The sequence below is a fragment of the Microbacterium enclense genome (genome assembly GCF_001456955.1).
Classification (GTDB): Bacteria; Actinomycetota; Actinomycetes; order Actinomycetales; family Microbacteriaceae; genus Microbacterium; species Microbacterium enclense.
Genome location: NZ_KQ758473.1, coordinates 21,025 through 47,254, shown reverse-complemented (window position 1 = coordinate 47,254; position 26,230 = coordinate 21,025). Strand labels below are relative to the sequence as shown.

Below are 26,230 nucleotides of genomic sequence, written 5' to 3'. Positions count from 1 at the left end.
ATAAGGATACCCTTACCTATCTTCGGATGCCACGAGCGACGTCTCGACGATGGACGATCCGCCCGCGTCGGCATCGGTGGCCACCGCCAGACGACCGATCCGCTCGATCGCGTCGCGCAGCACCTCCGGGTCGCACCCGACGTTGATGCGCACGTGTCCCACGCCTTCTTCGCCGAAGAGCGGTCCGTGGTGCAGCGCGACCTTCGCCTCGCGGCGGATGAACGGGGCGGGATTGTCGCCCCACCCGTACGCCGAGACGTCGACCCACGCGAGGAAGCCGGCATCCGGAATCCGGTACCGGGCGAGCGGCAGGTGCTCGGTCAGCAGGTCGGCCAGCAACCGGCGGTTGTGATCGAGCGCCGCCAGCAGCCCCTCGAGCCACTGGTCGCTGTCGGGTGCGAACGCTGCGCGGTTCGCGATGACGCCGAACAGCCCGGCGCGCCACTCGACCTCCCACGGCAGGGCCCGCACCACCGCGGCCGTCTCCTCGGAGCCGGTCACGATCACGGCGCACTTCAGGCCGGCGAGGTTGTAGGTCTTGCTCGCGCTCGTCACGGTGTACCCGACCGCCGCCGCCTCGGGCGCGGCATCCAGGAACGGGGTGAACACGGCGGGCGCGTGCGTGAGGGGCGCGTGGATCTCGTCGCTGACGACCGTGGCACCGTAACGGTGCGCGAGGCGCGCGAGGGCGGCGAGCGACTCCCGGGCGTGCACCGTGCCGGTCGGGTTGTGCGGATTGCACAGCAGCACCGACCGCGCGCCGTCGGCCAACGCCCGTTCGATGCCGTCGAGGTCGAGACTCCACCGGTCGCCGTGGTCGAGGAGCGGCACCCGCTCGACCACGGCACCCGCCTCCTCCACCGTGTCGTAGAACGGCGGGTACACGGGCGGTGTCACGACCACACGATCGCCGGGCGATGTGACCGCGCGCAGCACTTCCACGACGCCCATCATGACGTCACCCGTCCACCGGATCTTCGCCGGATCGGGCCGCCAGCCCCACCGGCGCTGGGCGTAGTCGGCGAAGTCGAGGTCGATTCCCGGCCGCGGCGGGGTGTATCCCGTGTCGCCGATCTCGACGGCGCGCTGCAGCGCCGCGGTGATCGCGGGCGCGAGGGCGAAGTCGGTCTCGGCCACGAACATGGGGATGACGTCGTCACCGTACGAGCGCCACTTCGTGCTCGTACGCTGACGGAGGAGCTCGAGCGGAAGGGCCTGCAGAGGGGAAACGCTCATCCGCAAAGCCTATTGAGGGCCGCGGATGGCGCCGCATCATGGCGTCAGACAGCGAAACACGAGCGGCGAGTCACGCCCGACAGAGCCACGTGGCGGCACTCCCTGCGTCACCGCCCCGCAGAATGCCACGTCTCCCCGCCGGTGGACGACCAACGCCCGCCCCTCGAGGGGCGGGCGTTCGGTGAGAGCTCTCAGATCGCGAAGCCGAGGGCGCGCATCATGTCGCGGCCGTCGTCGGTGATCCGCTCGGGACCCCACGGCGGCATCCACACCCAGTTGATGCGGAAGCGGTCCACGACGTTGTCGAGGGCCTGAGCCGTCTGCTCTTCGAGCACGTCGGTCAGCGGGCAGCCGGCCGACGTCAAGGTCATGTGGATGACGAGGGCGTCGTTCTCGTCATCCCACGCGAGGTCGTAGATGAGTCCCAGATCGACGACGTTGATCCCCAGTTCGGGGTCCATGACGTCTTTCAGGGCCTCGGTGACCTCGTCGTACTTCTCGGGCGCGAGGGTTGCGGTCATGTAACGATCTTACGCGTCGACCGGCGTACCGGCCTCGAGGAAACGGTCGTAACCCTCTTCCTCGAGACGGTCGGCGAGCTCGGGCCCGCCCTCTTCGACGATCTTGCCCTTGACCACGACGTGAACGAAGTCGGGACGGATGTAGCGCAGGATGCGGGTGTAGTGCGTGATCAGCAGCACACCGAGGTCGGTCTGCTCCTTGGCGCGGTTCACGCCCTCCGACACGATCTTCAGCGCGTCGACGTCGAGACCCGAGTCGGTCTCGTCGAGCACGGCGATCTTCGGCTTGAGGAGTTCGAGCTGCAGGATCTCGTGGCGCTTCTTCTCGCCGCCCGAGAAGCCCTCGTTGACGTTGCGCGCGGCGAACTTCGCGTCCATGCGCAGGTTCTGCATGGCGCCCTTGACGTCCTTGGTCCAGCTGCGGATCGCCGGCGCCTCGCCGTCGATCGCCGTCTTGGCCGTGCGCAGGAAGTTCGTGACGGTGACGCCGGGGATCTCGACCGGGTACTGCATCGCGAGGAAGAGACCGGCGCGGGCGCGCTCGTCGACGCTCATCTCGAGCACGTCTTCACCGTCGAGGGTGATCGAGCCGCTCGTGACGGTGTACTTGGGGTGGCCGGCGATCGTGTACGCCAGGGTCGACTTGCCGGAGCCGTTGGGGCCCATGATGGCATGGGTCTCGCCGGTGCGCAGCGTCAGCGTCACACCGTTGAGGATCGGGGTCGTACCGTTCTCCGTCTCGACCGTCACGTGGAGGTCGCGGATCTCGAGGACAGACATGGGGTTCCTTACGTAAGTCTGGGTCGTGGGGGCGAGGCTCAGGCCGTCGCCTTGGTGACGGACGGATCGATGAGCACGTCGTCTCCGTCGATCACGACCTCGTACACGGGCACCGGCTCGAAGGCCGGGAGGTTGAGGGGGCGACCGGTCTTGAGCGAGAACGCCGAGCCGTGCGCCCAGCACTCCAGCGTCTCGCCCTCGACGAAGCCGTCCGACAGCGAGATGTCGCCGTGCGTGCAGACGTCGCCGATCGCGTGCACATCGCCGTTGCCGTCGAGCACGACGGCGATCGCAACACCGTCGATCTCGACGCGGTGCGCTTCGTCTTGCACGAGGTCGCTCAGCGCGCAGGCGCGGGACGCGCTCACGCGGCTGCCCCCTCGGCCAGCTCGCGCTCGATCGCCTCGGTCAGCTCGGTCTCGAGCTCGGGGATGCCGATGCGCTGCACGATCTCGCTCAGGAAGCCGAGCACAACCAGGCGTCGCGCCTCGTCTTCGGCGATGCCGCGGGCCTGCAAGTAGAACAGCTGCTCGTCGTCGAAGCGCCCCGTGGCGCTGGCGTGACCCGCTCCCTGGATGTCGCCGGTCTCGATCTCGAGGTTCGGGATCGAGTCGGCGCGAGCGCCGTCGGTGAGCACGAGGTTGCGGTTGGCCTCGTAGGAGTCGGTGCCCGTGGCATCCGGCCCGATGAGCACGTCGCCGATCCAGACGCTGCGCGCGCTGGCGCCCTGCAGGGCGCCCTTGTAGAGCACGTCGCCGACCGTGTGCGGTCCCTTGTGGTGCAGGTACACCTGCGACTCGAGGTGCTGGCCGGCGTCGGAGAACGACAGGCCGTACAGGCGCCCCTCGGATCCGGCGCCCGCGAGCTCCACCGACGGGTTGACACGCACGACGCCGCCGCCGAAGCTGACCACGACGTGCGTCAGCTTGGCGTCGCGGTCGACACGGGCCTGGTGGGCGGAGGCGTGGATCGCGTCGTCGTCCCACTTCTGCACCGACACGACCGTGAGGTCGGCGCCGTCGCGCACGATGATCTCGACGTTCTGCGCGTGCTGGGCCGTGCCCTCGTGACGCAGCACGACGGTGCCCCGCGAGTTCGCCTGCGCCTCGATCACCACGTGGGCGTGCGCGAGGCCGCCGGTACCGGTGAGCCGCACGACGACGGGTGCGTCGAGCTCGACGTTCGCGGGGATCCGCAGCAGCGGCGCCTCGCTCTCGTGGGTCCAGGCCAGGGCGGCGGGCAGGTCTTCGGGGCGGAAGTGCTCGCCGCGCGGGGCGTCACCGGCGCCGAGGCGCGACTGCTGGAGCTCGGCCGGGGCCTCGACCTCGACGCGCATGACACCGGTCGGGCCGGCCTCGTCGGCGAACAACGGCGCGAGCCGGTCGATCGGGCTGAGCTTCCAGTTGACCTCACGGCCGGTCGGCAGGCCGAAGTCGGCCGGATCGAACGAGGTCGCCCGCTCCGAGCGCGTCTGCACCGGAACGACGGATGCCACGAGGGCGGCCGGGTCGATATGACCTTCGGCGGCTGCGGGGGTCTGCGTCGCAGTCGTCACTTAACCAACACTGCCTTCCATGCCCATCTCGATGAGCTTGTTCAGTTCGAGCGCGTACTCCATGGGGAGCTCCCGCGCGATGGGCTCGATGAAACCGCGGACGATCATGGCCATGGCCTCGTCTTCGGGCAGGCCGCGCGACTGCAGGTAGAAGAGCTGCTCCTCGCTGACCTTCGAGACGGTGGCTTCGTGGCCGAGCTGCACGTCGTCGACGCGGATGTCGATGGCGGGGTACGTGTCGCTGCGCGAGATGGTGTCGACCAGCAGCGCGTCGCAGCGCACCGTGTTGGCGGAGTGGTGCGCGTTGGCATCCACTCGCACCTCGCCGCGGTACCCGGCGCGACCGCCGCCGCGGGCGATCGACTTCGACACGATCGACGACTGCGTGTACGGCGCCATGTGGATCATCTTCGCGCCGGCGTCCTGGTGCTGACCGGGGCCGGCGAAGGCGACCGACAGGGTCTCGCCCTTGGCGTGCTCGCCCATCAGGTAGATGGAGGGGTACTTCATCGTCACCTTGGAGCCGATGTTGCCGTCGACCCACTCCATGGTGGCGCCCTCGTGGGCGACCGCGCGCTTGGTGACGAGGTTGTAGACGTTGTTCGACCAGTTCTGGATCGTCGTGTAGCGCACGCGGGCGTTCTTCTTCACGATGATCTCGACAACGGCCGAGTGCAGCGAGTCGCTCTTGTAGATCGGGGCGGTGCAGCCCTCGATGTAGTGCACGTAGCTGTCTTCGTCGGCGATGATCAGGGTCCGCTCGAACTGGCCCATGTTCTCGGTGTTGATGCGGAAGTACGCCTGCAGCGGGATCTCGACGTGCACGCCCTTGGGGACGTAGACGAACGAGCCGCCCGACCACACCGCCGTGTTCAGCGCCGCGAACTTGTTGTCGCCCGCGGGGATGACGGTGCCGAAGTACTCCTCGAAGAACTCGGGGTGCTCGCGCAGCGCCGTGTCGGTGTCCATGAAGATGACACCCTGCTGCTCGAGGTCTTCGCGGATCTGGTGGTAGACCACCTCGGACTCGTACTGCGCGGCGACGCCGGCGACGAGGCGCTGGCGCTCGGCCTCGGGGATTCCGAGCTTCTCGTAGGTGTTGCGGATCTCTTCCGGGAGGTCTTCCCAGGTCTGCGCCTGCTTCTCGGTGGACCGCACGAAGTACTTGATGTTGTCGAAGTCGATCTCGCTGAGATCGGCGCCCCAGGTCGGCATGGGCTTGCGGCCGAAGAGCTGGTAGCCCTTGAGGCGCGTCTTCAGCATCCACTCCGGCTCGGACTTCAGCGAGGAGATGCCGCGCACGACGTCCTCGTTGATCCCGCGCTGCGCGATCGCGCCGGCGGCATCGGTGTCGTGCCAGCCGAACTCGTATTGCCCCAGGCTCTCGAGCTCGGGTCGGTCGATGAGGACATCGGACATGGTGATCACTCTCCTTCTCGGGCTCCAACGGTGTCATCCGCCCCGGCATTCCGGACTCCGGACGAAGTCCCAGGAATGTCGCTGGTGGGCCCGCTCGAAGGCGCTGGCTGCGCGCCTAGACTGTCTGTGGTGCGGATCGCGTGAGCGCTGCACCCGGACCCTTCGATTCTACAGGCAACACCCGCTCCCGGCATGGCAGCACCGCTCCCCCGCACGCCGGGTACGCCGGGGCCGCCTCGACGCCAGGAAGCCGCACGCATGCCCTCCGCCTCGTCCCCCACCGCCCCGTCACGTGTTCCGGCGCCCCTGCAGCGCGTCACCGCGTGGCTGCCCGCCGACGTCGACCGGCGCGTGCGCGTGTTCGCCTGGCTGTCGTTCGTCGCCGAGGTGCTCATCATCGGCACCGGCGGCGCCGTGCGTCTGACCGGGTCGGGGCTCGGATGCCCGACCTGGCCCCGCTGCACCCCCGACTCGCTCGTGAACACCCCCGAGATGGGCATCCACGGCATCATCGAGTTCGGCAACCGCACCTTGACCGGGCTCGTGGGCATCCTCGCCCTGGCCGTCGTCGTGCTGGTGTGGCGCATGCGTCACGAGCGCCGCGTGCTCTTCGTGCTCTCGCTCGTCGTGCTGGTGGGCATCGTCGCGCAGGCCGTCGTCGGCGGCATCACCGTGCTGACGGGCCTGAACCCCTTCATCGTCGGCTTCCACTACGTCGCCTCGGTCTCGCTCGTGGCGGTGTGCGCCGCGTTCCTTGTGCGCATGTATCAGCCCGCCGGGCCCCGCTCGCTCGCCGCTCCCCGCTGGTTCGCCGGTCTCGTGCACGCGACCACGGCCGTGCTGGCGCTGACCATCGTGTTCGGCGTGCTCACCACGGGCGCCGGCCCCCACTCCGGCGACGAGGCGTCGGTGCGCAACGGCTTCAATGCCGAGGTGCTCGAGCACGTGCACGCGTGGCCCGGGTACGCGCTGTTCGCCCTCACCCTCGTCGTCGTCATCGCGGCCTGGAGGCTTCGCCTCGAGGTGCGCCGGTGGGCGACCGCACTGCTGGCCGTCGAGCTCGTGCAGATCGCCGTCGGTCTCTACCAGGCCCGCAACGGACTGCCCGAGATCGCCGTCGGCACGCACATGGTGCTCGCCGCGCTGGCCGCCGCGACCATGACCGTGGTGGTGCTGCGTCTGAAGCAGCCCACCGCAGCGAGCACGCAGGCTCGTGCCCGGGAAACGGCGTCGGCCCGCGGCTGACGACGCGACGTGTCCCGCGCCCGGACGGCGCGCGACGCCCTTATACGCTCATAGAGTATTCATCGGCGACCCCTAGGAGCGGTCAGGGCGGGTGAGCCAAGCTGATGTTCCGGGTGACCACCGCCCGTGACCCACCCGATGCCACCGCGTCGGGTGACGCTGTCCGACTCCCCCGGGTCGGAACGACAAGGAGTACTCCCCATGAAGACTCGTCCCCGTCTGCTGACCAGCATCCCGTTCTGGGTGCTCGTCGTCGCATCCCTGGCTGCCATCGTCGGCGGACTCGCGATCGTCCTGAACGGGATCAACGCGATGGAGCAGGTCCTCAACGACCCGAACGCCACCGTCGTGCAGGTCTACGTCGGCCAGTCCTGGGTCGTCGTCGGCGCCGCCGTCCTCGGCGCCGGCGCCATCGGCATCGTGGCCGTGCTGGCCCTCGCCGCCGCCAGCGCGCTGACCCACCGCCCCGACGTCGCCGTCGAGACCATCGACTGGAACAGCGACGACGAGACGGCTCCCGAGCCCGTCGCGGCTCCGTTCGCCCCCGCCGCTCCCCTGGCCGTGGAGGATGCCGACATCGAGACCCCGTCGACCGCGACGGCCCCGCCGCAGGCGGCCGCCGCGCGCCACGACGAGCCCCGGCTCGACGCGGGAGACGACACCACGCGTCGCTGATCCGGAATGCCACAGCGCCCGCCCCGATCCGTCGGGGCGGGCGCTTTCCCGTTCCCGCTCGTCGGTCGCGGCGCCCTCCGGCGGGAGGGGAATCGCAAAGCGGAGGGGGGATGCCGCGGCCCCGGTCCTCCCGTCACGAAATCTCCTCCGCTGCCGAGCGTGCCCCCGCGGGGCGTCGCGACACCGGCCGGCGGGAGGAGAAACTGCGGAGCGGAGGGGGATGCCGCGGCCCCGGTCCTCCCGTCACGAAATCTCCTCCGCTCTGCGCGAGCCGCCCCGAGGCTCGTTCCGCCGCACCCAGTGTCGGCGGGAGGGTAATCGCGGAGCGGAGGAGGGATGCCGCGGCCCCGACCCTCCCGTCACGAAATCTCCTCCGCTCCCCGAGGCGGCGCGCGGCGGCGCGTGGCATCCGGAATCTCGACGGCGTCCACCCTCACCGCCAGGAAACGACGCCGAACGGGAAAGCGCCCGCCCCGAGGAGGGGACGGGCGCTCGCGGATCAGCTCAGAACGGCAGCAGCGGGTCGACGGCGATCGCGACGAAGAGCAGCGTGAGGTACGTGATGGACGCATGGAACACGCGCATCGGGCGGGGCTCCCCACCGCGCACCGCGCGAGAATAGAGACGGTGCGATTCGTAGATGAACCACCCGCCGAACACCAGGGCCGACACGCTGTACACGAGGCCCATGGACGCGACCGGGATGAGCAGCAGCGAGCAGGCCACCGTCGCCCACGCGTAGAGGATGACCTGCAGGCCGACCTGCGAACCGCTGCGGGTCGCGCCGAGCATGGGCACGTCGACCTCTTCGTACTGTGCGGCGTACTTCATCGACAGCGGCCAGTAGTGCGGCGGCGTCCACAGGAAGACGAGCGCGAAGAGGATGAACGGCGCCCACGAGAGCGACCCCGTGACGGCGGACCAGCCGATGAGCACCGGGAAGCAGCCCGCGATGCCGCCCCACACGATGTTCTGCTCGGTGCGGCGCTTGAGGATCATCGTGTAGATCACGACGTAGAAGAAGATTGCCCCGGCCGACAGGCCCGCGGCGAGCGGGTTCGTGAAGGCCCAGAGCCACACCGTCGAGACGGCGGCGAGCGTCCACGCGAAGACGAGGGCGCCGCGCGGCGAGACCTCGCCGGTGACCAGCGGGCGGTTCTCGGTGCGCTGCATGTGCGCGTCGATGTCGCGGTCGAGGTACATGTTGAACGCCGCCGCCGAACCGGCGCTCAGCGAACCGCCGATCACCGTGGCGAAGATGAGCCACAGGTCGGGCAGACCGCCCTGCGCCAGGATCATCACCGGAACGGTGGTCACCAGCAGCAGTTCGAGGACGCGCGGCTTCGTCAGGGCGACATAGGCCCGAACGGTGCGTCCGACGGAGCGGCGATCGGTCGTCGCAGTGACGTGCGACGTCGTCGAGATGTCCATCGTCCCCCGGGGTAGCGCGTAAAGATCCTCACCGATTCTATGCCATCCGCACCACACGCCCGGCCGCCTGTCGACCCCCGTCACGATCACCACGGGGCCGCGGCGATCTCGCTATGCTGACGATGAACGCGCGCCCCGCGACGACACCCCCACCCCCCTCCCACTCCTACGGTGGTGAGCGCGGACGTCGGACGTGAACGGGCGCAGATCGAGAGAGGCACCGTTTTGTCGGACTTCGAATGGGATGAGATCGATCGGCGCGCGGTGGACACCGCCCGCATTCTGGCGGCGGATGCCGTCGAGAAGGTGGGCAATGGTCACCCGGGTACGGCGATGTCGCTGGCCCCCGCCGCGTACCTGCTGTACCAGCGGGTGCTGCACCACGACCCGGCCGACACGCACTGGCCCGGCCGCGACCGCTTCATCCTGTCGGCGGGTCACTCCTCGCTGACGCAGTACGTCCAGCTCTACCTCGGCGGCTTCGGCCTCGAGCTGAAGGACCTCGAGGCGCTGCGCACGTGGGGCTCCCTCACCCCCGGCCACCCCGAGTACGGCCACACCGACGGCGTCGAGATCACGACCGGCCCGCTGGGTCAGGGCCTGGCCTCCTCCGTCGGCTTCGCCTACGCCGCCCGCTACGAGCGCGGCCTCTTCGACGCCGAGACCCCTGCCGGCGAGAGCCCGTTCGACCACTTCGTGTACGTCATCGCCGGTGACGGCGACCTCCAGGAGGGTGTGACGAGCGAGGCCTCCTCGCTCGCGGGCCACCAGGAGCTCGGCAACCTCATCGCGATCTACGACTCCAACCAGATCTCCATCGAAGACGACACCAACGTCGCCTTCACCGAAGACGTGGCCAAGCGCTACGAGTCGTACGGCTGGCAGGTGCAGACGGTCGACTGGAAGAAGACCGGCGAGTACGTCGAAGACGTCGCCGAGCTGCACGCCGCGATCGAGGCGGCCAAGGGCGAGACGAGCAAGCCCTCGCTCATCATCCTCAAGACGATCATCGGCTGGCCCTCCCCCGGCAAGCAGAACTCCGGCAAGATCCACGGCTCCGCCCTCGGCGCCGACGAGCTCAAGGCCACCAAGGAGGTGCTCGGCTTCGACCCCGAGCAGCACTTCGCCGTCGCCGACGACGTCATCGCCCACACCCGCCAGCTCGTCGAGCGCGGCGAGGCCGAGAAGGCCGCCTGGCAGCAGAAGTTCGACGCGTGGGCCGAGGCCCACCCCGAGCGCAAGCAGCTGTGGGACCGTCTGCAGGCCCGCGAGCTCCCCGCCGACATCGCCGACGCCCTCCCCGCCTTTGAGGCCGGCAAGGACGTCTCCACTCGCGCCGCCAGCGGCACCGTCATCAACGCCCTGGCCGCCGAGCTTCCCGAGCTCTGGGGCGGGTCGGCCGACCTCGCCGAGTCGAACCTCACGACGATCAAGGATGCCAAGAGCTTCATCCCCTCGTCGTGGTCGACGCACGAGTGGTCCGGCGACCCCTACGGCCGCGTGCTGCACTTCGGCATCCGCGAGCACGCGATGGGCGCGATCCTCAACGGCATCGTCCTGCACGGACCCACCCGTCCGTTCGGCGGCACGTTCCTCATCTTCAGCGACTACATGCGCCCGCCGGTGCGTCTGGCCGCCCTGATGAACATCCCGACCATCTTCGTCTGGACGCACGACTCCGTCGCCCTCGGCGAAGACGGCCCCACGCACCAGCCCATCGAGCAGCTGGCCACCCTCCGCGCCATCCCGAACTTCGCCCTGGTGCGTCCCGCGGATGCCAACGAGACCAGCGTCGTGTGGCTCGAGATGCTGCGTCGCACCGCCGGCCCCGCCGGTATCGCACTGACCCGTCAGAACATCCCCGTCTTCGCCCGCGGCGAGGGCGCGGCATCCGGTGACGAGTTCGCCTCCGCCGAGGGCGCCGTCAAGGGCGCCTACGTGCTGGCCGAGGCCGCGGGCGGCGAGCCCGACGTCATCCTGATCGCCACCGGGTCCGAGGTGCAGCTGGCCGTGCAGGCCCGCGAGACCCTCGCCGCCGAGGGCGTGCAGGCGCGCGTGGTGTCGGCTCCGTCGCTCGAGTGGTTCGCCGAGCAAGACGAGGCCTACCGCGAGTCGGTGCTGCCGTCGTCGGTCAAGGCCCGCGTGTCGGTCGAGGCGGGCTCCGCCCTCAGCTGGGCCGGCATCGTCGGCGACGCCGGCCGCTCGGTCGCCATCGACCACTTCGGTGCGTCGGCCGACTACAAGACCCTGTTCCAGAAGTTCGGCATCACGGCCGAGGCCGTCGTCGAGGCTGCGCGCGACTCGCTCGCCGCGGCGAAGAAGTAACCCGAGGAGATTAACGACATGAGCACTCCCACCGCCGACCTCGCCGCCGCCGGCGTCAGCATCTGGCTCGACGACCTGTCGCGTCAGCGCATCCAGTCCGGCAACCTCGCCGAGCTCATCGAGGCTCGCGACGTCTCGGGCGTCACCACCAACCCGACGATCTTCGCCGGTGCCCTGTCGAAGGGCGAGGCCTATGAGGGCCAGGTCAAGGAACTGGCCGCCGCCGGCGCCGATGTCGACGAGGCGATCTTCTCGATCACTACCGACGACGTCCGCGACGCGTGCGACATCTTCCTGCCCGTCTTCGAGGCGACGAACGGCGTCGACGGCCGCGTGTCGATCGAGGTCTCCCCCGACCTCGCGCACGACACCGAGGGCACCGTCGCACAGGCCAAGGACCTCTCGGCCCGCGTGGACCGCAAGAACGTCCTCATCAAGATCCCCGCGACCAAGGCCGGCCTGCCCGCGATCACCGAGGTGATCGGTGCGGGCATCTCGGTCAACGTCACACTCATCTTCAGCCTCGAGCGCTACGAAGAGGTCATCGACGCGTACCTCGCGGGTGTCGAGAAGGCGCAGGCCGCCGGTCACGACATCTCGACCCTGCAGTCGGTCGCCTCGTTCTTCGTGTCGCGCGTCGACACCGAGATCGACAAGCGTCTCGCCGCCCTCGGCACCGACGAGGCCGCCGAGCTCAAGGGCAAGGCGGGCATCGCCAACGCGCGCCTGGCCTACGAGCTGTACGAGAAGAAGTTCGGTGAGGACCGCGCCAAGAAGCTGCTGGATGCCGGCGCCACCGTCCAGCGTCCGCTGTGGGCCTCGACCGGTGTCAAGGACCCCGCGCTGCCCGACACGCTCTACGTGACCGAGCTCGTCGCCCCCGGCACCGTCAACACCATGCCGGAGAAGACGCTCGAGGCCACGTTCGACCACGCTGTCATCACGGGTGACACGGTCACCGGCGCCTACGCCGACGCGCACCAGGTCTTCGCCCGCCTCGCCGCCGCGGGCGTCGACGTCGCCGACGCGACGCAGACGCTCGAAGACGAGGGCGTCGAGAAGTTCATCGCCTCGTGGCACGAGCTGCAGGACACGGTCAAGACCGCTCTCGAGGCCGGAAGCGCCCAGGCCGCGAAGTGAGCTTCGCGGTCAAGGTCACGGGCCACGTCGGCTCGGTCGTCGAGACCGAGCTGCCGGGCCTGACCGGCTCGCTGATCGCGTCGGGCATCACCGCCGGCGACGCGAGCCTGTGGGGCCCGGCCGCAGAAGACGAGGCGTCTCGTCGTCTCGGGTGGGTGCGGGCGGTCTCCGTCTCGCGCCCGCTCGTGCCCGAGATCACCGCCCTGCGCGACCAGCTGGTCGCGCAGGGCGTGACCCGCGTCGTTCTCGCGGGGATGGGCGGCTCGTCGCTCGCGCCCGAGGTCATCGCCCAGACGGCCGGCGTGCCGCTGGTCATCCTCGACTCGACCGCCCCCGCGCAGGTGCTCGCCGCAATCGACGGCGACGCCGAGACCGGCGGGCTCGCGCAGACCGTGCTGGTCGTGTCGAGCAAGTCCGGTTCGACCATCGAAACCGATTCCGCGAAGCGCGCCTTCGAGGCCGCGTTCCGCGATCTCGGCATCGATCCCGCAGACCGCATCGTCGTCGTGACCGACCCCGGCTCGCCGCTCGAGTCGTCCGCGCGCGCCGACGGCTACCGCGTCTTCACGGCCGACCCCGAGGTGGGCGGCCGCTATTCGGCGCTCACCGCCTTCGGCCTGGTGCCCACGGGTCTCGCGGGCGTCGACATCGACGAGCTGCTCGACGAGGCGGATGCCACCCTGCTCGAGGTCGCGATCGATTCGCCGGACAACCCCGCGCTGGTCTTGGCGGCCGCGATCGCCGGCGGGGGTGCGCGGCGTCGGGACAAGCTCGGCCTCGTTACAGACGGCACCCACATCGTGGGTCTGCCCGACTGGATCGAACAGCTCGTCGCCGAGTCGACGGGCAAGGACGGCTCCGGCATCCTGCCCGTCGTGCTGCTGCCGGTCTCGCCCGAACTGGAGGCGAAGCCCGACGACCTGCAGGTCGTGCGCTTCGTCGACGACGCGCACGCGTTCCACCTGTTCGAGCGTCACACCGACGAGGTGCTGGTCAGCGGTTCGCTGGGCGCGCAGTTCGTCGTGTGGGAGTACGCCACCGCGATCGCGGGACGACTGCTCGGCATCGACCCCTTCAACCAGCCCGACGTCGAGTCGGCGAAGGCGGCCGCCCGCGGTCTCCTCGACGCGCAACCCGCCCCCACCGCCCCGGCGTTCGTCGCCGACGGCGTCGAGGTGCGCGTATCCGACCCGTCCCTCGCCGCCGGCGGCACCGTCGCGAGCGTGCTCGCGGCGCTGTACGCGCGGGTCCCGGCCGATGGCTACGTCGGCATCCAGGCCTACGTGAACCGCCTCGAGCTCCCTCAGCTCGCGGGCCTTCGCGAGCTCGTGGCCGCTGACGCCGGTCGCCCCGTCACCTTCGGTTGGGGTCCCCGGTTCCTGCACTCCACGGGCCAGTACCACAAGGGAGGACCCGCCACCGGCGTCTTCCTTCAGATCCTCGAACGCACCGACGTCGACCTCGAGATCCCCGGTCGACCGTTCACGTTCGGACAACTCATCCAGGCACAGGCCGCGGGAGACGCGAGCGTGCTGGCGGACGGTCACGGCCGTCCCGTCGTCACGCTGACGCTGACCGACCCGCAGGCCGAGGTGCTCTCACTCTTCGAGGCGGCACAGTAAGACATGGTCGTAGAGATCACACCGGGTCACAATCCCCTGCGCGATCCCGAGGATCGCCGTTTGAGCCGGATCGCGGGGCCCAGCGCCCTCGTGATCTTCGGCGTCACCGGCGACCTCTCGCGCAAAAAGCTCATGCCGGCGGTCTACGACCTCGCCAACCGCGGTCTGCTGCCCCCGGGGTTCGCCCTGGTCGGCTTCGCGCGCCGCGACTGGGAGGACCAGGACTTCGCCGAGGTCGTGTACGACTCGGTCAAGAAGTACGCGCGCACGGAATTCCGCGAGGAGACGTGGAAGGAGCTGCTGCAGGGCATCCGCTTCGTGCAGGGCGAGTTCGACGACCCCGAGGCCTTCCAGCGCCTGCGCGACACGGTCGACAAACTCGACACCGAGCGCGGCACGATGGGCAACCACGCGTACTACCTGTCGATCCCGCCGAAGGCCTTCCCGCTCGTCACGACCCAGCTCAAGGCGTCGGGGCTGGTCGGCGACTCGGCCGACGACACGACCGGCTGGCGCCGCGTCGTCATCGAGAAGCCGTTCGGTCACGACCTCGCCTCCGCCCGCGAGCTGAACGAGGTCGTCGAGAGCGCCTTCCCCGCCGACTCGATCTTCCGCATCGACCACTACCTCGGCAAAGAGACGGTGCAGAACATCCTCGCGCTGCGTTTCGCCAACGAGCTGTACGAGCCGATCTGGAACCGCAACTACGTCGACCACGTGCAGATCACGATGGCCGAAGACATCGGCGTGGGCGGTCGCGCGGGCTACTACGACGGGATCGGGGCGGCGCGCGACGTCATCCAGAACCACCTCCTGCAGCTGCTCGCTCTCACGGCGATGGAGGAGCCCATCAGCTTCAACGCCGCCGACCTCCGCGCCGAGAAGGAGAAGGTGCTCGCCGCGGTACGCGTGCCCGAGAACCTCGCCGAGGCGACGGCTCGCGGTCAGTACGCCGGCGGCTGGCAGGGCGGCGAGCAGGTGCTCGGCTTCCTCGAGGAAGACGGCATGAACCCCGAGTCGGTCACCGAGACGTACGCGGCGATCAAGCTCGAGATCAACACGCGCCGCTGGTCGGGTGTGCCTTTCTACGTGCGCAGTGGAAAGCGCCTCGGTCGCCGCGTCACCGAGGTGGCCGTGGTCTTCAAGCGTGCGCCGCAGCAGCTGTTCTCGCAGAGCCAGACGCAGGAGCTGGGGCAGAACGCGCTCGTCATCCGCGTGCAGCCCGACGAGGGCGTGACGATCCGCTTCGGCTCGAAGGTCCCCGGCGACGGCACCCAGGTGCGCGACGTGACCATGGACTTCGGCTACGGGCACGCCTTCACCGAGGCCAGCCCCGAGGCCTACGAGCGCCTCATCCTCGACGTGCTGCTCGGCGACCCGCCGCTGTTCCCGCGGCACGAGGAGGTCGAGCTCAGCTGGAAGATCCTCGACCCGATCGAGGAGTTCTGGGCCGCCGAGGGCGGTCCGCTCGAACAGTATTCGCCCGGGTCGTGGGGGCCGGCATCCGCCGACGAGCTCCTGGCCCGCGATGGCCGCACGTGGAGGCGCCCGTGATCATCGACCTGCCCGACACCACCGTCAGCGCGATCTCGAAGAAGCTCGTCAGCGTCCGCGAAGAGGGCGGCGCGGTCGCCCTCGGGCGCGTGCTGACGCTCATCATCGTCACCCACCACGGTGCCGAAGAAGAGGTCATCGAAGCCGCGAACGACGCGTCGCGCGAGCACCCGATGCGCGTCATCGCCGTGCTGTTCGGCGACGAAGACGAAGCGCCGCGACTCGACGCGCAGATCCGCGTGGGCGGCGACGCCGGCGCGAGCGAGGTCGTGGTGCTGCGCGCCCACGGCGCCGCGGGCTCCAACGCCGAGAGCCTCGTCACGGGGCTCCTGCTGCCCGACGCCCCGGTCGTCGCGTGGTGGCCCGCCGAGGCTCCGGCCGACCCGGCGCGCTCCGCCATCGGCCGCATCGCCCAGCGTCGCATCACCGACGCCTCGTCGCAGGCCGACCCGGCCGCGTGGGTCTCGCAGCTGGGAGAGCACTACTCCCCCGGCGACACCGATTTCGCGTGGACCCGCGTGACCCGCTGGCGCGAGCAGCTCGCGGCGGTGCTCGATCAGCCGCCGTACGAGCCCGTCACCGCCATCGAGGTGCGCGGCGCATCGGATTCGCCCTCGACGGCGCTGCTGGCGGCCTGGCTCGGGATGAAGCTGGAAGCCCCCGTCGACTACGCGTACCTCCCCGCTGACGAGTGGGCCAGCGGCATCAAGTCGGTGCGTCTCACCCGCGCGAGCGGTGACACGTTGCTCGAGCGTCCCGAGGCGGGCGTGGCGGTCCTCAGCCAGCCCGGTCAGCCCACTCACGACCTCGCCTTCCCGCGGCGGACGCTGCGCGAGTGCCTGGCCGAGGAGCTGCGCCGGCTCGACCCCGACCTGCTCTACGGTCGCGTCATCACCGCCGGGCACGACCTGCTGCACGCGGCGAGCGAGAAGAGCGGGTCATGAGCGACGGCGGCGCCGCCAAGCGCGTCATCATCAAGCGCGACGCGGACACGCTGGCCGAGTACGTCGCGACGCGGTTCATGAACCGCATCGTCAAGCGGGTCGCCGAGGGCAAGCGCATGCACATCTGCCTCACCGGCGGCACGATGGGCGGCGCGGTGCTGCGGGCGGCCGCGCGCGACGAGCGCGTCGACGACGTCGACTGGTCGCTCGTGCACTTCTGGTTCGGTGACGAGAGGTTCGTGCCGCGCGACAGCGACGACCGCAACGAGAAGCAGGCGCGCGAGGCGTTCCTCGACCACCTCGCCGTACCCGCCGAGAACGTCCACGCCGTCGCCTCGAGCGAAGACGGGGTCGACCTGGATGCCGCGGCGATCGCGTACGCCGACGAACTCGCGCAGTTCGCGCCGTCGGACCGCAGCGAGACCGGGCCGTGGCCGTCGTTCGACATCTGCTTCCTGGGCGTCGGCCCGGACGCGCACATCGCCTCGCTGTTCCCCGATCGTCCCGAGATCTCGGTGACCGACCGGGCGACCGTGCCGGTGCGCGAGTCGCCGAAACCGCCGAGCGAGCGGGTGTCGCTGACGCGCCCCGTCATCAACAGTTCCAAGCGCGTGTGGATGGTCATCGCCGGTGCCGACAAGGCCGCCGCCCTCGGTCTCGCCCTCGCCGGGGCGAGCTATCAGAGCGTGCCCGCCGCCGGCGCCAAGGGGCGCCGTCGCACGGCGTTCTTCGTCGACGAGATCGCCGCCGATCAGGTGCCACCGCAACTCATCGATCGGGAGTACTGATCGAGTGATCCCCAGGGGGCCCGGATGCCGACGGCATCCGGGCCCCCTCTGTCGTGCTGCGCGGAGCGGGGGCAGCACCCTTGTCACCACGGGAATCGCGGCTTACGTTGGCTATGGGGGGCATCTGGACCGGGGAGGGATCGCGTATCCCGGCTCCGGCTGACGCAAGAGGAGCGTCCGGATGCTATTTTTCGGTCGCGCACGCGAGAACCGGATCGCCGACGACGTGATCGGGTCCGCGGACGGTGGCGCCTGCCTGTTCATCGGCGAACCGGGTGTGGGGAAGTCGGCGCTGGCCTCCCGCATCGCCGAAGATCATGGTGCCGTCGTCGTGGTGGCCAATCCGAGCGAACGCATGTGGCCGTACTCGGGGCTGTCGGCCGTTGCGGCGGGCTTGGGCGGAGAACGCCGGGTGGCCGTCGACGCCCTGCTGGAGCGCGGGCGGGATTGGCCCGAGCATCTCCTCGCGGAACAGCTCAGCCGCACGCTGCACCTCGTGCGCGACGAGCCCGATGTCGTCGTCATCGACGACATCGACCAGCTCGACGGCGCGAGCGTCACGGTGATCTCCTATGTCGTGGGCCGCCTTCGCGGAACGGGTCTGCACGTGATCGCGACCTCGGGGTCGATGGGCGGGCGCGCCCCTTTCGCCGGGATGCGGCGGGAGGTGATCGGACGGCTGTCGTTCGAGGAATCCCTCGAACTCGGCCGCGCGGTGCTGGGCGCGCATACAGCCCCCGCCGTCCTCCGCAGCGTCGTGGCGAGCACCGGAGGTCACCCCGGCCTCCTCTCCCGCGTGCGCCTCACGCCCTGCGAGACCGTGGGCGACGTTCCCCTTCCGTTCCCCCTGCGCCTGACTGACGACGACGCCCGCGGGCGTGCACCCGGGGAGCCGCACCTGCGCGACCCGGCGATCGCGACGGTGATGGATCTGCTGTCGGTGGCTCCCGTGTTCGGCCATGACCGTTTGCGCGCGGCGGCGGCGTCTTTCGGTGTCGAGGTCGAGACGCTCATCGACGACGGTCTGGTCGACGTCCACGGCGAACTCGCCCGCATCTCGGATCCCGCGCGCCGCCTGCGACATCTCAGCGCCCTGAGTGTCGACGAGCGTCATCGGCTGCACGCGCGCGCCGCGGCCGAGCACGCGGGCGCCTACCCGGCGACCGTGCTCTGGCATGAGAGTTTCGCCGACCCCACCGCCGACCGCGAGCGTCTGCTCGTCGCCGCGGTCGACCTGGCCCAGAGCGGAGAGCCGTCCGCGGCGGTCGAGTTCGCCGAACGCGCCCTGGCCGGCCCGCTCGACGCCGGCGCGCGCTGCCGGCTCCTCGTCGATCTCGGCGAAGCGCTCGTGCTCCAGGGCGACGACGTGCAGGCGCGCTACTACCTGCGGCGTGCCGGAACGTCGTGCGAGCCCACCGTGCGCGCGCGGGCGGCGCTCGCCTGGCTGCGCGCGACGGCGGCCACCGATCACGTCGTCGACGAGACGATGCTGCACGTCGCCGCGGAGCTCGAGGACCCTCGCGCCGCGGAACGCATCATCTGCGAGAGTGCACGGCTGCATCTCTGGCGCGGCGAAGCGGCCCGAGCGCGGACACTGCTCGAATCGGCGTTGGAGAAGGGTCTGGCCTCCGTCGAGAGCACGCTGTTCGCGCGGCTCCTCGAAGAGCTCGGAGCCGACGTCGTGCTCCCCGTGACCGTGGACACCGGGGTCGGTCCCGCGATCGGCGCTCGTCCGGCCTCTCTCGAGGAGACCCTGGTCGAGCTGAGCGTCGGCATCATGCGCGAGGAGTACGCGCTCGTCCGCCGACGCATCCGGGCGCTTCTCGAACAGACGCCGCGTCTCGCGCCGTTCTGGCGCGACCAATTGGGGTGCCTCCTCGTGACGACGGAGGCACGCGGCGGCGATCCGGCCGCCGCGCGCGAGGCCGTCGCGGACTGGCGGCGCGAATGGGTTCCCGGGCGGGCACCCGACCTGGCGAACATCCTCGTGCTGGCGAGTGCCGCCGCGCTCGATCCGGCCGGTCCGGGCCCGACCGATCTCGTGAGAGAGGGGCGCGACCTGTGTCGACGCGAAGGGACCCCGACGCTGTTGCCGTGGTTCGCGGTGATCGAGGGCGGATCGGCACTCGCGGAAGGCCGGTTCGACGAGGCCGTCGCCGCCCTCCGCGCCGCGAAGGACGCCGTCCCCGGCGACGACCCCTCGCTGCTGCGCGCCGACCCCGACCTCATCGAGGCGCTCTGGCTGAGCGGTATGCGCGGCGAGGCGCGCGCTAGGCTCGCCCGTCTCGAGGCGGCGTCGCAGCGCAGCCCCCGCCGCTGGACGGCCCTCGCCGTCTCCCGATCGCGAGCGGTGTGCCGCAGCGATGTCGAGGGAGCTGCCGCGTTCCGGGCGGCGCAGGCGTTCCTGCGCACCGACGATGCGCCGTACGAGCGCATCCGCCTGGCGGCGGCGCGCGAGAGGTGCCTGCCGTCGGACGAGCCCCCGCTCCCGGCCCCGCCGTCGCGGCCGACCGGGAAGAGTCGTGCCCTCACGGCGCAGGAACGCGAGGTCGTCGCCCTCGTGGGGCGTGGCATGCGCAACCGTGAGATCGCGGCATCCCTGTTCATCTCGCTCCGCACCGTGGAGCTGCGCCTGACCGGCATCTATCGCAAGCTGGGCGTGAGCTCGCGCGTCCAGCTGGTCGCGCTTCTGCACGGCGCGTCACGCGTGGAGAGCCGGGATGCCGTGCGCCCGGCCTCAGCGACCGCCGGCGGTGGAGTGAGAGGCGGGTGACAGCGCCGCCCGTCGATCGGGGCTCCGCCACCGCCCGTCGGAGGGACGTCCGAGCGCTGCGAGCAGTGCACGCAGGCACAGCAGGGCGTCCCACACGCGCATCAGCGGGTACAGCAGCATCCAGACGCGCGGACGCGTGCGCGACACCGCGCACACGAACATTGTCATCGCCGTATCCGCCGCCAGGAAGCCGATGGCGAGCGGGATGGCGGGCAGGGAGCCGGCGACGGCTGCCGCCGTCGCGGCCGCCTCGCCGGCGAGCACGATACTCGCCAGCGCCGCCACCGCTCCGACGAGCAGCACGGGCAGGATCGCGGCGAGCACGAGACTGGACACCACGGTCTCGAGAGCGAACACGCCCACCGACGACCAGAACAGTCCGCGCCGCGGGCCGTGGCGTCGGACGGTCTGCCAGAAGCCGAGACTCCAGCGCCGCATCTGCGCCGAGTAGTCGCGGAAGATCGCCGGGTCCTGGGTCTCGGCGATGGCGCAGTCCGGACGGAACGCGATGCGCCCCAGCCTCTTCGCGTGCACCTCGAAGGTCATGTTGAAGTCCTCGATCGACAGGCCGGGGGCATCGATGTCGATGCGGTCGAGCACGTCGGTGCGGTACATGCTGGCGAATCCGGGCACGATCGCCACGGCGTCGGCGGCACGCGCGGCCTGACCGAACTTGTGCACGTACTGGGTGAAGACGTAGGTGCGCTCGCGGTACGACGTCAGGAACCGTCCCATGCCGCCCGTCATGGCATCCGTCGCGGTGGTCGCCCGCCCCGCCACGGCCACGACCTCGTCGTCGGTGAACAGGGGCAGGCCCGTGCGCAGGTAATCGGGCCGAGGCCGTGAGTCGGCGTCGAGCAGCAGCAGGAGCGGGAAGCGCTCGGCGATGCGGAAGTGAGCGAGGCCTGCGCGGATCGCACCCGCCTTGCCGCGGTTGGGCACGAGATCCCACGCCGTGGCGCCGGCCTCCCGCGCCCGTCCCACCGTGTCGTCGCGGGAGCCGTCCGACACCACGAAGACGTTGCGGGCGGGTACGAGGGCGCGGGCGGCGCGGACGGCGTCCGCGATGACGAGCTGCTCGTCGTGGGCGGCGATGAGCACCGCGACCTCCTCCGGCCGGTAGTACATCGACGGCGACAGCAGCCCTCTCTCGTCGCGTCCCGCGGCGGCGAGACGGCACAGTGCCGCCGTCCCCCACACCAGTGTGGAGACGCCGATCGTGCACGCCGCGATCAGGAGCACGACGAGCGTGTTCACGCGCCCTTCCCCCGCTCGCGCGGCGGCACGGTGAGCGATGCCCGCGGTGCCGGCGGCATGCGTACGCCTACGGCGGTGTGAGTCATGGCATCCTCCCGTTCGCGATGTCGACCGTACGCGGCTCGTTCCCCGTGCGCTGCCACGTGAACCGCACGCGCGATGCGGTTTGCCGCACGGAACGTCTCCGCTCGCGGTGACCCGCATGATCGGCGCCGCTTCCTTGACCGTCGGAGAGAGGCGGGATGAGGGTGGGCGGTGGATCGGCGCCGACCAGCACGCGCCGCCCGCACCGCACCCGAACCGTCCGGCACCCGCAGCTAGGGTCACCGGCACCTGCCTTCTGGAGGATGAAGATGTCCACACTCGATGTCCGGACCGACCTGTGGGACGCCCCGGCCCCGCCGAGGCCCACGGCCACCGCCTTCGACTACGACGTCGCCATCGTCGGCCTCGGGTACGTCGGACTCCCGACGGCGCTCGCGTACCACGCCGGCGGGTCCCGGGTGATCGCCCTGGACGCGTCATCGCGGCGCCTCCGCACGATCGCTGCGCGCGGCGCCGACCTCATCGACTCCGACCGCGAGCGGCTCGACACCGCCCTGCGCTCTCCCGCCGCCTTCCGCCTGACGAGCGACGTCACCGAGCTGTCCCGCGCCGCGGCCGTCGTCGTCTGCGTCCCGACACCCGTCGACGCGCGGCAGGTGCCCGATCTCACGGCGCTCCGCGCGGCGTGCGCCACCGTCGTGGCCGCCGCGCGGCCCGGGCAACTCGTCATGCTCACCTCGACCACCTACGTCGGTTGCACGCGCGATCTCGTCGAACGCCCGCTGCGCGAACGGGGGATGGAGGTCGGCGTCGACGTCTTCGTCGCCTTCAGCGCCGAGCGCATCGATCCCGGCAACGTCGGCTTCGCCCAAGAGGTCGTCCCCCGCGTCGTGGGCGGGGCCACCGCGGAGTGCGAGGAGCGGGGCGCGCGCCTGCTCGCCCGCTACGCCGACCGGGTGCACCGGGTGTCGAGCCTGGCGACGGCGGAGATGACCAAACTGCTCGAGAACACCTTCCGTGCGGTGAACATCGCCCTCGCGAACGAATTCGCCGACATCTGCGGCGCGCTCGACGTGCCCGTCACCGAGGTCATCGAGGCGGCGAGCACGAAGCCGTACGGGTTCATGGCGTTCTATCCGGGTCCGGGCGTGGGCGGCCACTGCATCCCGTGCGACCCGCACTACCTGCTGTGGCAGTTGAAGGCCCTGCACGTGGATGCCGGCGTCATCACCGAGGCGATGACGCGCATCGCCGCACGCCCTCGACGCGTGGTCGAGCGCATCCGCGACGTGCTCGGACGGGCGGGGAAAGGGACCCTGGGCGCGCGCGTCCTCGTCGTGGGCGTGACGTACAAGCCCGACGTCGCCGACCTGCGCGAGTCCCCCGCGCTGGAGATCATCGATCTGCTCGCCGACCTCGGCGCCGAGGTGCAGTACGTCGACACGCACGCGCCGCACATCCACCTCGTGTCCGGGCGGGAGCGCGATTCGCTCGCCGATCCCGGCGCGTTCCACCCCGACGTCGTGCTCGTGCACACCCGGCACCACGACAGCGACCTCGGATGGCTGGATGCCGACACGGTCGTCGTCGACGGCACCTACCGCAGCGCCGACATCGCGGGGCGGGTGCTGCTGTGAGCGTGCCGATCTACCCCGGCCGCGGGACGGGCCGCACGTCCCTGGTCACCGGCGGCGCCGGGTTCGTCGGCAGCCATCTCGTCGAGCATCTGCTCGACCTCGGCGACGAGGTGGTCGTGCTCGACGACCTCTCCACCGGCTCGGCGCGCAATCTCGCCGGCGTCGCCGACAACCCGCGCCTGACGATGATCCACGGCTCCATCCTCAACCCCACCACCGTCGGGCAGGCGATCCGATCGTGCGACCGGGTGTTCCACCTCGCTGCGGCCGTCGGGGTGAAGTTGATCGTCGAGCAGCCCCTGCGCGGTCTTCGCATCAACATCCACGGCACCGAGAACGTGCTGACCGCCGCGATCGAGCACCAGGCATCCGTGCTGCTGGTGTCCACCAGCGAGGTCTACGGCAAGAACACCGCCGACCGCCTCCGCGAAGACTCCGATCGGGTGCTCGGCGACCCGCTGCTCTCGCGCTGGACGTACGCGGGTGCGAAGGGGATCGACGAAGCCTTCGCGAAGGCATACTGCGATCAAGAGGGCCTCGACGTGTCCATCGTGCGACTGTTCAACACGGTCGGCCCGCGTCAGACCGGGCGGTACGGCATGGTGCTGCCCAACCTCGTCGGTCAGGCCCTGCGCAATCAACCGCTCACCGTCTTCGGCGACGGGCGACAGACGCGCTGCTTCTCGGCCGTCGAAGACGTCGTCCCCGCGATGGTCGCGATCGAGCGCGACCCACGAGCGCGCGGCGAGGCGTACAACCTCGGGGGCGCCCGCGAGATCTCCATCCTCGACCTCGCGCACGAGATCATCCGTACGCTCGACAGTCGCAGCACGGTCGAGCTGGTGCCGTACGAGCGCGCGTACGCGCCCGGCTTCGAAGACATGCGCCGCCGGGTCCCCGACAACACCAAGGCCCACGCGCTCGTCGGCTACGAACCGCGCACATCGTTGACCTCCACGATCATGCGCGTCGCCGCCGATCTGCTCTCGCGTGAGCGGCTGGGGTCGGATGCCATGCCCCTGGCGGGCGCGGCGACGTTCCGGGGCGTGGTGTGATGCGCATCCGGGATCCGCACCACCCGATGTCGGCCGCGGCGCGACGCGTCCGCCGTGGCGTGGCCGTCGTGTCGGCGGTCGGCGCAGTCCTCGGCGGTCTCGTCGCGGTCGCGCCGGCCCCGCCGGCGGCGGCCGCCACCCGGACGATCGTGAGCCTCACGTTCGACGATGCCAACGCCAATCAGCTGCAGGCGCTCCCGGCGCTGCGGTCGAACGGCATGAAGGCCACGTTCTACGTGCCGTCCGGTTTCATCGGTGCCGCGGGTCACATGACGCGCGCCGACCTCACGTCGCTGAAGAACGCCGGTCACGAGATCGGCGGCCACACCGTGAACCACCCCGACCTCGCCCAGGTCAGCGTCGACGAGGCGAAACGGCAGATCTGCACCGACCGCAAGAACCTGACCTCGTGGGGTTTCGCCGTACGCAGCTTCGCCTACCCCTTCGCATCCAGCACCCCCGAGGTCGAGAAGGCGGCCGCGTCCTGCGGCTACAGCAGCGCACGGCTCCTCGGCGACATCCGCAGCCGCTTCGGCTGCCCGGAATGCTCCTTCGCCGAGTCGACCCCGCCCGCCGATCGTTTCGCCCTGCGGGCTCTCGATCAGGTGGATGCCACCTGGACGCTCGACGATCTCAAGGCGGGCGTCACGAACGCAGAACGCAACGGCGGCGGGTGGGTGCAGTACACCTTCCACGACGTGTGCGCCGACGCCTGCAGCGACCTGGCCGTCACGCCGGCCGTCTTCTCGCGCTTCCTGACGTGGCTCAAGACGCGCCAGGCGGTGGGGACGGTCGTGCGCACCGTCGGCGACGTCATCGGCGGCGCGGCGAAACCGGTCGTGAGCGGGCCCGCCGTCCCCGCGCCCACCGGGGCGACCAACGGCATCGTGAACCCGAGCCTGGAGGTCGGCGCGCCGGACTGCTGGATGCGCGGCGGATACGGCAGCAACTCCCCCACATTCGGCACCGGGTCTCCGGCGCATACCGGGGCCATTGCCAGCGGCATCACCATGTCGGACTACGTCGACGGCGACGCGAAGCTGCTGCCCCAGTTCGATCTCGGGCAGTGCGCGCCGACCGTGACCGCCGGCCGGACGTACACCCTGCGCGAGTGGTACCTCTCCAGCGGCGTCACCCAGTTCGCGGTCTACCTCCGCTCCTCGAGCGGCGCGTGGACGTACTGGACGTCGAGCCCGTGGTTCGGTTCGGCGACCGCGTGGACGCAGGCGGATTGGACGACCCCCGCCATCCCGGCGGGCTACGACGGCATCAGTTTCGCCCTGACGATCTTCGCCGACGGAACCTTGCGCACCGACGACCTGCAGCTCTACGACAGCGCCGGCGCCCCGCCGTTGCCGGCGGCCGGCGCGGTGACGCGATCCACCGCCGACACCTCGGCGGAGCCGCCCACCGGCCCGGTCGAGGTCTTCCGACCCACCGAGAGCACCGTCTCCGGATGACGCGGCGGCACCGGCAGACGGCGACGATCACCCTCGCGGTGGTCGTCGCCGTCGCGCTGCCCGCCTGCGCCGCGATGCCACGTCCCCGTCCCGACACGGGCTATCCCTGGCACACCGACATCGTCGCCACCACGTTCTGGGTCGGCGAGGTGTTCGACCCCGGCGCCCCCGACGGCAGCCAGCGGGTCTCGACCTACGATTCCGACTGGCTGGGCTCTTACGGCGGATGCGACGGCATCGAGGCCGACGGGGAATGCCGGACGGAGCCGCGCACGGCGGAGGCGGACTACTTCCCGACGCGCATGACCCCGCGCGAGAACCCCTTCTACCTCGACCTGCCGTTCGACGACCTCAACGACGAAACCGGCTTCGCCACCCGAGGTGAGGTCGTGCCCTGGGCCGCCGACCCGCTCTACGCGTCCGCGGTCGACGACCCCGACATCAGCCTCATGAAGAACCGCTGGGTCGTGCTGCACCGCGACGGACGGGTCTGCTACGGGCAGATCCAGGATGCCGGACCCGGCGAGTACCGTGACGCCGCGTACGTGTTCGGCGACGACGATCGACGTCCCACAAACACGCGCTTCAACGGGGCGGGGCTGGACGTCTCACCGGCGCTGAACGGATGCCTCGGCTTCGCCGACCTCGACGGCGACGGCGACCGCGTCGACTGGGCGTTCGTCGACGACGGCGACGTCCCGCCGGGCCCCTGGACGAAGCTGGTCACCGACAGCCCCGCGCGGTGAGCCCGCGCCGGGGACGGCAGAA

Annotated in this window: 21 protein-coding genes; 13 read left to right on the top strand and 8 right to left on the bottom strand. The window is 70.5% G+C overall.

Features of this window, described 5'->3' with window-relative positions; translation table 11 throughout:
* Window positions 1-12 precede the first annotated feature (12 nt).
* The 6 genes from AS029_RS13565 to sufB all read right to left on the bottom strand — a co-directional run bounded on the left by AS029_RS13565 (window position 13) and on the right by sufB (window position 5,511).
* The gene (locus tag AS029_RS13565; protein WP_058233137.1) at window positions 13-1,236 is read right to left on the bottom strand and encodes a MalY/PatB family protein; all 1,224 of its coding nucleotides are present in this window, start codon (window positions 1,234-1,236) and stop codon (window positions 13-15) included.
* Between the two features lie 191 nt (window positions 1,237-1,427).
* Entirely contained in the window at window positions 1,428-1,757 is a 330-nt protein-coding gene (locus AS029_RS13560) for a metal-sulfur cluster assembly factor (protein ID WP_013586729.1), read from the bottom strand.
* 9 nt (window positions 1,758-1,766) lie between these two features.
* Complete coding sequence (gene sufC / locus AS029_RS13555) at window positions 1,767-2,537, bottom strand: Fe-S cluster assembly ATPase SufC (RefSeq protein ID WP_058233136.1); 771 nt, start codon at window positions 2,535-2,537, stop codon at window positions 1,767-1,769.
* Between the two features lie 38 nt (window positions 2,538-2,575).
* Window positions 2,576-2,905, bottom strand: coding sequence for a non-heme iron oxygenase ferredoxin subunit (locus tag AS029_RS13550; RefSeq protein WP_058233135.1), 330 nt, complete (start codon window positions 2,903-2,905; stop codon window positions 2,576-2,578).
* On the bottom strand, window positions 2,902-4,092 hold the full coding sequence (gene sufD, locus AS029_RS13545; RefSeq protein ID WP_058233134.1) for a Fe-S cluster assembly protein SufD: 1,191 nt from the start codon (window positions 4,090-4,092) through the stop codon (window positions 2,902-2,904). Before sufD ends, AS029_RS13550 begins: the two co-directional genes overlap by 4 nt.
* Window positions 4,093-5,511 carry a Fe-S cluster assembly protein SufB gene (sufB, locus tag AS029_RS13540; RefSeq protein ID WP_058233263.1) on the bottom strand — a complete coding sequence of 473 codons (1,419 nt, stop codon included), beginning with the start codon at window positions 5,509-5,511 and terminating at the stop codon, window positions 4,093-4,095.
* Window positions 5,512-5,769: 258 nt separating this feature from the next.
* Between sufB and AS029_RS13535 the strand changes: the two genes are divergently transcribed.
* Both AS029_RS13535 and AS029_RS13530 read left to right on the top strand, forming a co-directional pair.
* Complete coding sequence (locus tag AS029_RS13535; protein ID WP_058233133.1) at window positions 5,770-6,756, top strand: COX15/CtaA family protein; 987 nt, start codon at window positions 5,770-5,772, stop codon at window positions 6,754-6,756.
* A 201-nt stretch (window positions 6,757-6,957) separates the two neighbouring features.
* Complete coding sequence (locus AS029_RS13530; RefSeq protein ID WP_058233132.1) at window positions 6,958-7,431, top strand: hypothetical protein; 474 nt, start codon at window positions 6,958-6,960, stop codon at window positions 7,429-7,431.
* Window positions 7,432-7,935: 504 nt separating this feature from the next.
* On the opposite strand, the gene AS029_RS13525 is transcribed toward AS029_RS13530, so the two are convergent.
* Window positions 7,936-8,862, bottom strand: coding sequence for a heme o synthase (locus tag AS029_RS13525; RefSeq protein WP_058233131.1), 927 nt, complete (start codon window positions 8,860-8,862; stop codon window positions 7,936-7,938).
* A 225-nt stretch (window positions 8,863-9,087) separates the two neighbouring features.
* Between AS029_RS13525 and tkt the strand changes: the two genes are divergently transcribed.
* From tkt to AS029_RS13490, 7 genes are all read left to right on the top strand, one after another.
* The gene (gene tkt / locus AS029_RS13520) at window positions 9,088-11,187 is read left to right on the top strand and encodes a transketolase (RefSeq protein WP_058233262.1); all 2,100 of its coding nucleotides are present in this window, start codon (window positions 9,088-9,090) and stop codon (window positions 11,185-11,187) included.
* Window positions 11,188-11,205: 18 nt separating this feature from the next.
* Entirely contained in the window at window positions 11,206-12,327 is a 1,122-nt protein-coding gene (gene tal, locus AS029_RS13515; RefSeq protein WP_058233130.1) for a transaldolase, read from the top strand.
* The gene (locus tag AS029_RS13510; protein WP_058233129.1) at window positions 12,324-13,949 is read left to right on the top strand and encodes a glucose-6-phosphate isomerase; all 1,626 of its coding nucleotides are present in this window, start codon (window positions 12,324-12,326) and stop codon (window positions 13,947-13,949) included. The genes tal and AS029_RS13510 overlap by 4 nt, the downstream gene beginning before the upstream one ends.
* A gap of 3 nt (window positions 13,950-13,952) precedes the next feature.
* Window positions 13,953-15,503: a glucose-6-phosphate dehydrogenase gene (zwf, locus tag AS029_RS13505; RefSeq protein WP_058233128.1), complete on the top strand. Its 1,551-nt coding sequence runs from the start codon at window positions 13,953-13,955 to the stop codon at window positions 15,501-15,503.
* Entirely contained in the window at window positions 15,500-16,447 is a 948-nt protein-coding gene (locus AS029_RS13500; protein WP_058233261.1) for a glucose-6-phosphate dehydrogenase assembly protein OpcA, read from the top strand. The genes zwf and AS029_RS13500 overlap by 4 nt, the downstream gene beginning before the upstream one ends.
* Window positions 16,444-17,235, top strand: a complete 792-nt coding sequence (gene pgl, locus AS029_RS13495) for a 6-phosphogluconolactonase (RefSeq protein ID WP_058233127.1) — start codon at window positions 16,444-16,446, stop codon at window positions 17,233-17,235. The genes AS029_RS13500 and pgl overlap by 4 nt, the downstream gene beginning before the upstream one ends.
* Before the next feature lie 181 nt (window positions 17,236-17,416).
* Window positions 17,417-20,008 carry a helix-turn-helix transcriptional regulator gene (locus AS029_RS13490; RefSeq protein ID WP_058233126.1) on the top strand — a complete coding sequence of 864 codons (2,592 nt, stop codon included), beginning with the start codon at window positions 17,417-17,419 and terminating at the stop codon, window positions 20,006-20,008.
* On the opposite strand, the gene AS029_RS13485 is transcribed toward AS029_RS13490, so the two are convergent.
* Window positions 19,973-21,265 carry a glycosyltransferase family 2 protein gene (locus tag AS029_RS13485; RefSeq protein WP_058233125.1) on the bottom strand — a complete coding sequence of 431 codons (1,293 nt, stop codon included), beginning with the start codon at window positions 21,263-21,265 and terminating at the stop codon, window positions 19,973-19,975. The genes AS029_RS13490 and AS029_RS13485 overlap by 36 nt on opposite strands.
* 353 nt (window positions 21,266-21,618) lie before the next feature.
* Here AS029_RS13485 and AS029_RS13480 point away from each other — a divergent pair, with 353 nt between their 5' ends.
* From AS029_RS13480 to AS029_RS13465, 4 genes are read left to right on the top strand one after another with little or no spacing between them, the layout of a single operon-like run.
* On the top strand, window positions 21,619-22,947 hold the full coding sequence (locus AS029_RS13480) for a nucleotide sugar dehydrogenase (protein ID WP_058233124.1): 1,329 nt from the start codon (window positions 21,619-21,621) through the stop codon (window positions 22,945-22,947).
* Window positions 22,944-24,002 carry an NAD-dependent epimerase/dehydratase family protein gene (locus tag AS029_RS13475; RefSeq protein WP_228375955.1) on the top strand — a complete coding sequence of 353 codons (1,059 nt, stop codon included), beginning with the start codon at window positions 22,944-22,946 and terminating at the stop codon, window positions 24,000-24,002. Before AS029_RS13480 ends, AS029_RS13475 begins: the two co-directional genes overlap by 4 nt.
* Window positions 24,002-25,462, top strand: coding sequence for a polysaccharide deacetylase family protein (locus tag AS029_RS13470; RefSeq protein WP_058233123.1), 1,461 nt, complete (start codon window positions 24,002-24,004; stop codon window positions 25,460-25,462). The genes AS029_RS13475 and AS029_RS13470 overlap by 1 nt, the downstream gene beginning before the upstream one ends.
* Window positions 25,459-26,208, top strand: a complete 750-nt coding sequence (locus tag AS029_RS13465) for a hypothetical protein (protein WP_058233122.1) — start codon at window positions 25,459-25,461, stop codon at window positions 26,206-26,208. Before AS029_RS13470 ends, AS029_RS13465 begins: the two co-directional genes overlap by 4 nt.
* Window positions 26,209-26,230: the final 22 nt, after the last annotated feature.

What these genes read in the sequence shown, in the direction of transcription:
- AS029_RS13565 (WP_058233137.1), bottom strand. Translation starts at nt 1,236, where the DNA reads ATGAGCGTTTCCCCTCTGCAGGCCCTTCCGCTCGAGCTCCTCCGTCAG.
- AS029_RS13560 (WP_013586729.1), bottom strand. Translation starts at nt 1,757, where the DNA reads ATGACCGCAACCCTCGCGCCCGAGAAGTACGACGAGGTCACCGAGGCC.
- sufC (WP_058233136.1), bottom strand. Translation starts at nt 2,537, where the DNA reads ATGTCTGTCCTCGAGATCCGCGACCTCCACGTGACGGTCGAGACGGAG.
- sufB (WP_058233263.1), bottom strand. Translation starts at nt 5,511, where the DNA reads ATGTCCGATGTCCTCATCGACCGACCCGAGCTCGAGAGCCTGGGGCAA.
- AS029_RS13535 (WP_058233133.1), top strand. Translation starts at nt 5,770, where the DNA reads ATGCCCTCCGCCTCGTCCCCCACCGCCCCGTCACGTGTTCCGGCGCCC.
- AS029_RS13530 (WP_058233132.1), top strand. Translation starts at nt 6,958, where the DNA reads ATGAAGACTCGTCCCCGTCTGCTGACCAGCATCCCGTTCTGGGTGCTC.
- AS029_RS13525 (WP_058233131.1), bottom strand. Translation starts at nt 8,862, where the DNA reads ATGGACATCTCGACGACGTCGCACGTCACTGCGACGACCGATCGCCGC.
- tal (WP_058233130.1), top strand. Translation starts at nt 11,206, where the DNA reads ATGAGCACTCCCACCGCCGACCTCGCCGCCGCCGGCGTCAGCATCTGG.
- zwf (WP_058233128.1), top strand. Translation starts at nt 13,953, where the DNA reads ATGGTCGTAGAGATCACACCGGGTCACAATCCCCTGCGCGATCCCGAG.
- pgl (WP_058233127.1), top strand. Translation starts at nt 16,444, where the DNA reads ATGAGCGACGGCGGCGCCGCCAAGCGCGTCATCATCAAGCGCGACGCG.
- AS029_RS13490 (WP_058233126.1), top strand. Translation starts at nt 17,417, where the DNA reads ATGCTATTTTTCGGTCGCGCACGCGAGAACCGGATCGCCGACGACGTG.
- AS029_RS13480 (WP_058233124.1), top strand. Translation starts at nt 21,619, where the DNA reads ATGTCCACACTCGATGTCCGGACCGACCTGTGGGACGCCCCGGCCCCG.
- AS029_RS13470 (WP_058233123.1), top strand. Translation starts at nt 24,002, where the DNA reads ATGCGCATCCGGGATCCGCACCACCCGATGTCGGCCGCGGCGCGACGC.
- AS029_RS13465 (WP_058233122.1), top strand. Translation starts at nt 25,459, where the DNA reads ATGACGCGGCGGCACCGGCAGACGGCGACGATCACCCTCGCGGTGGTC.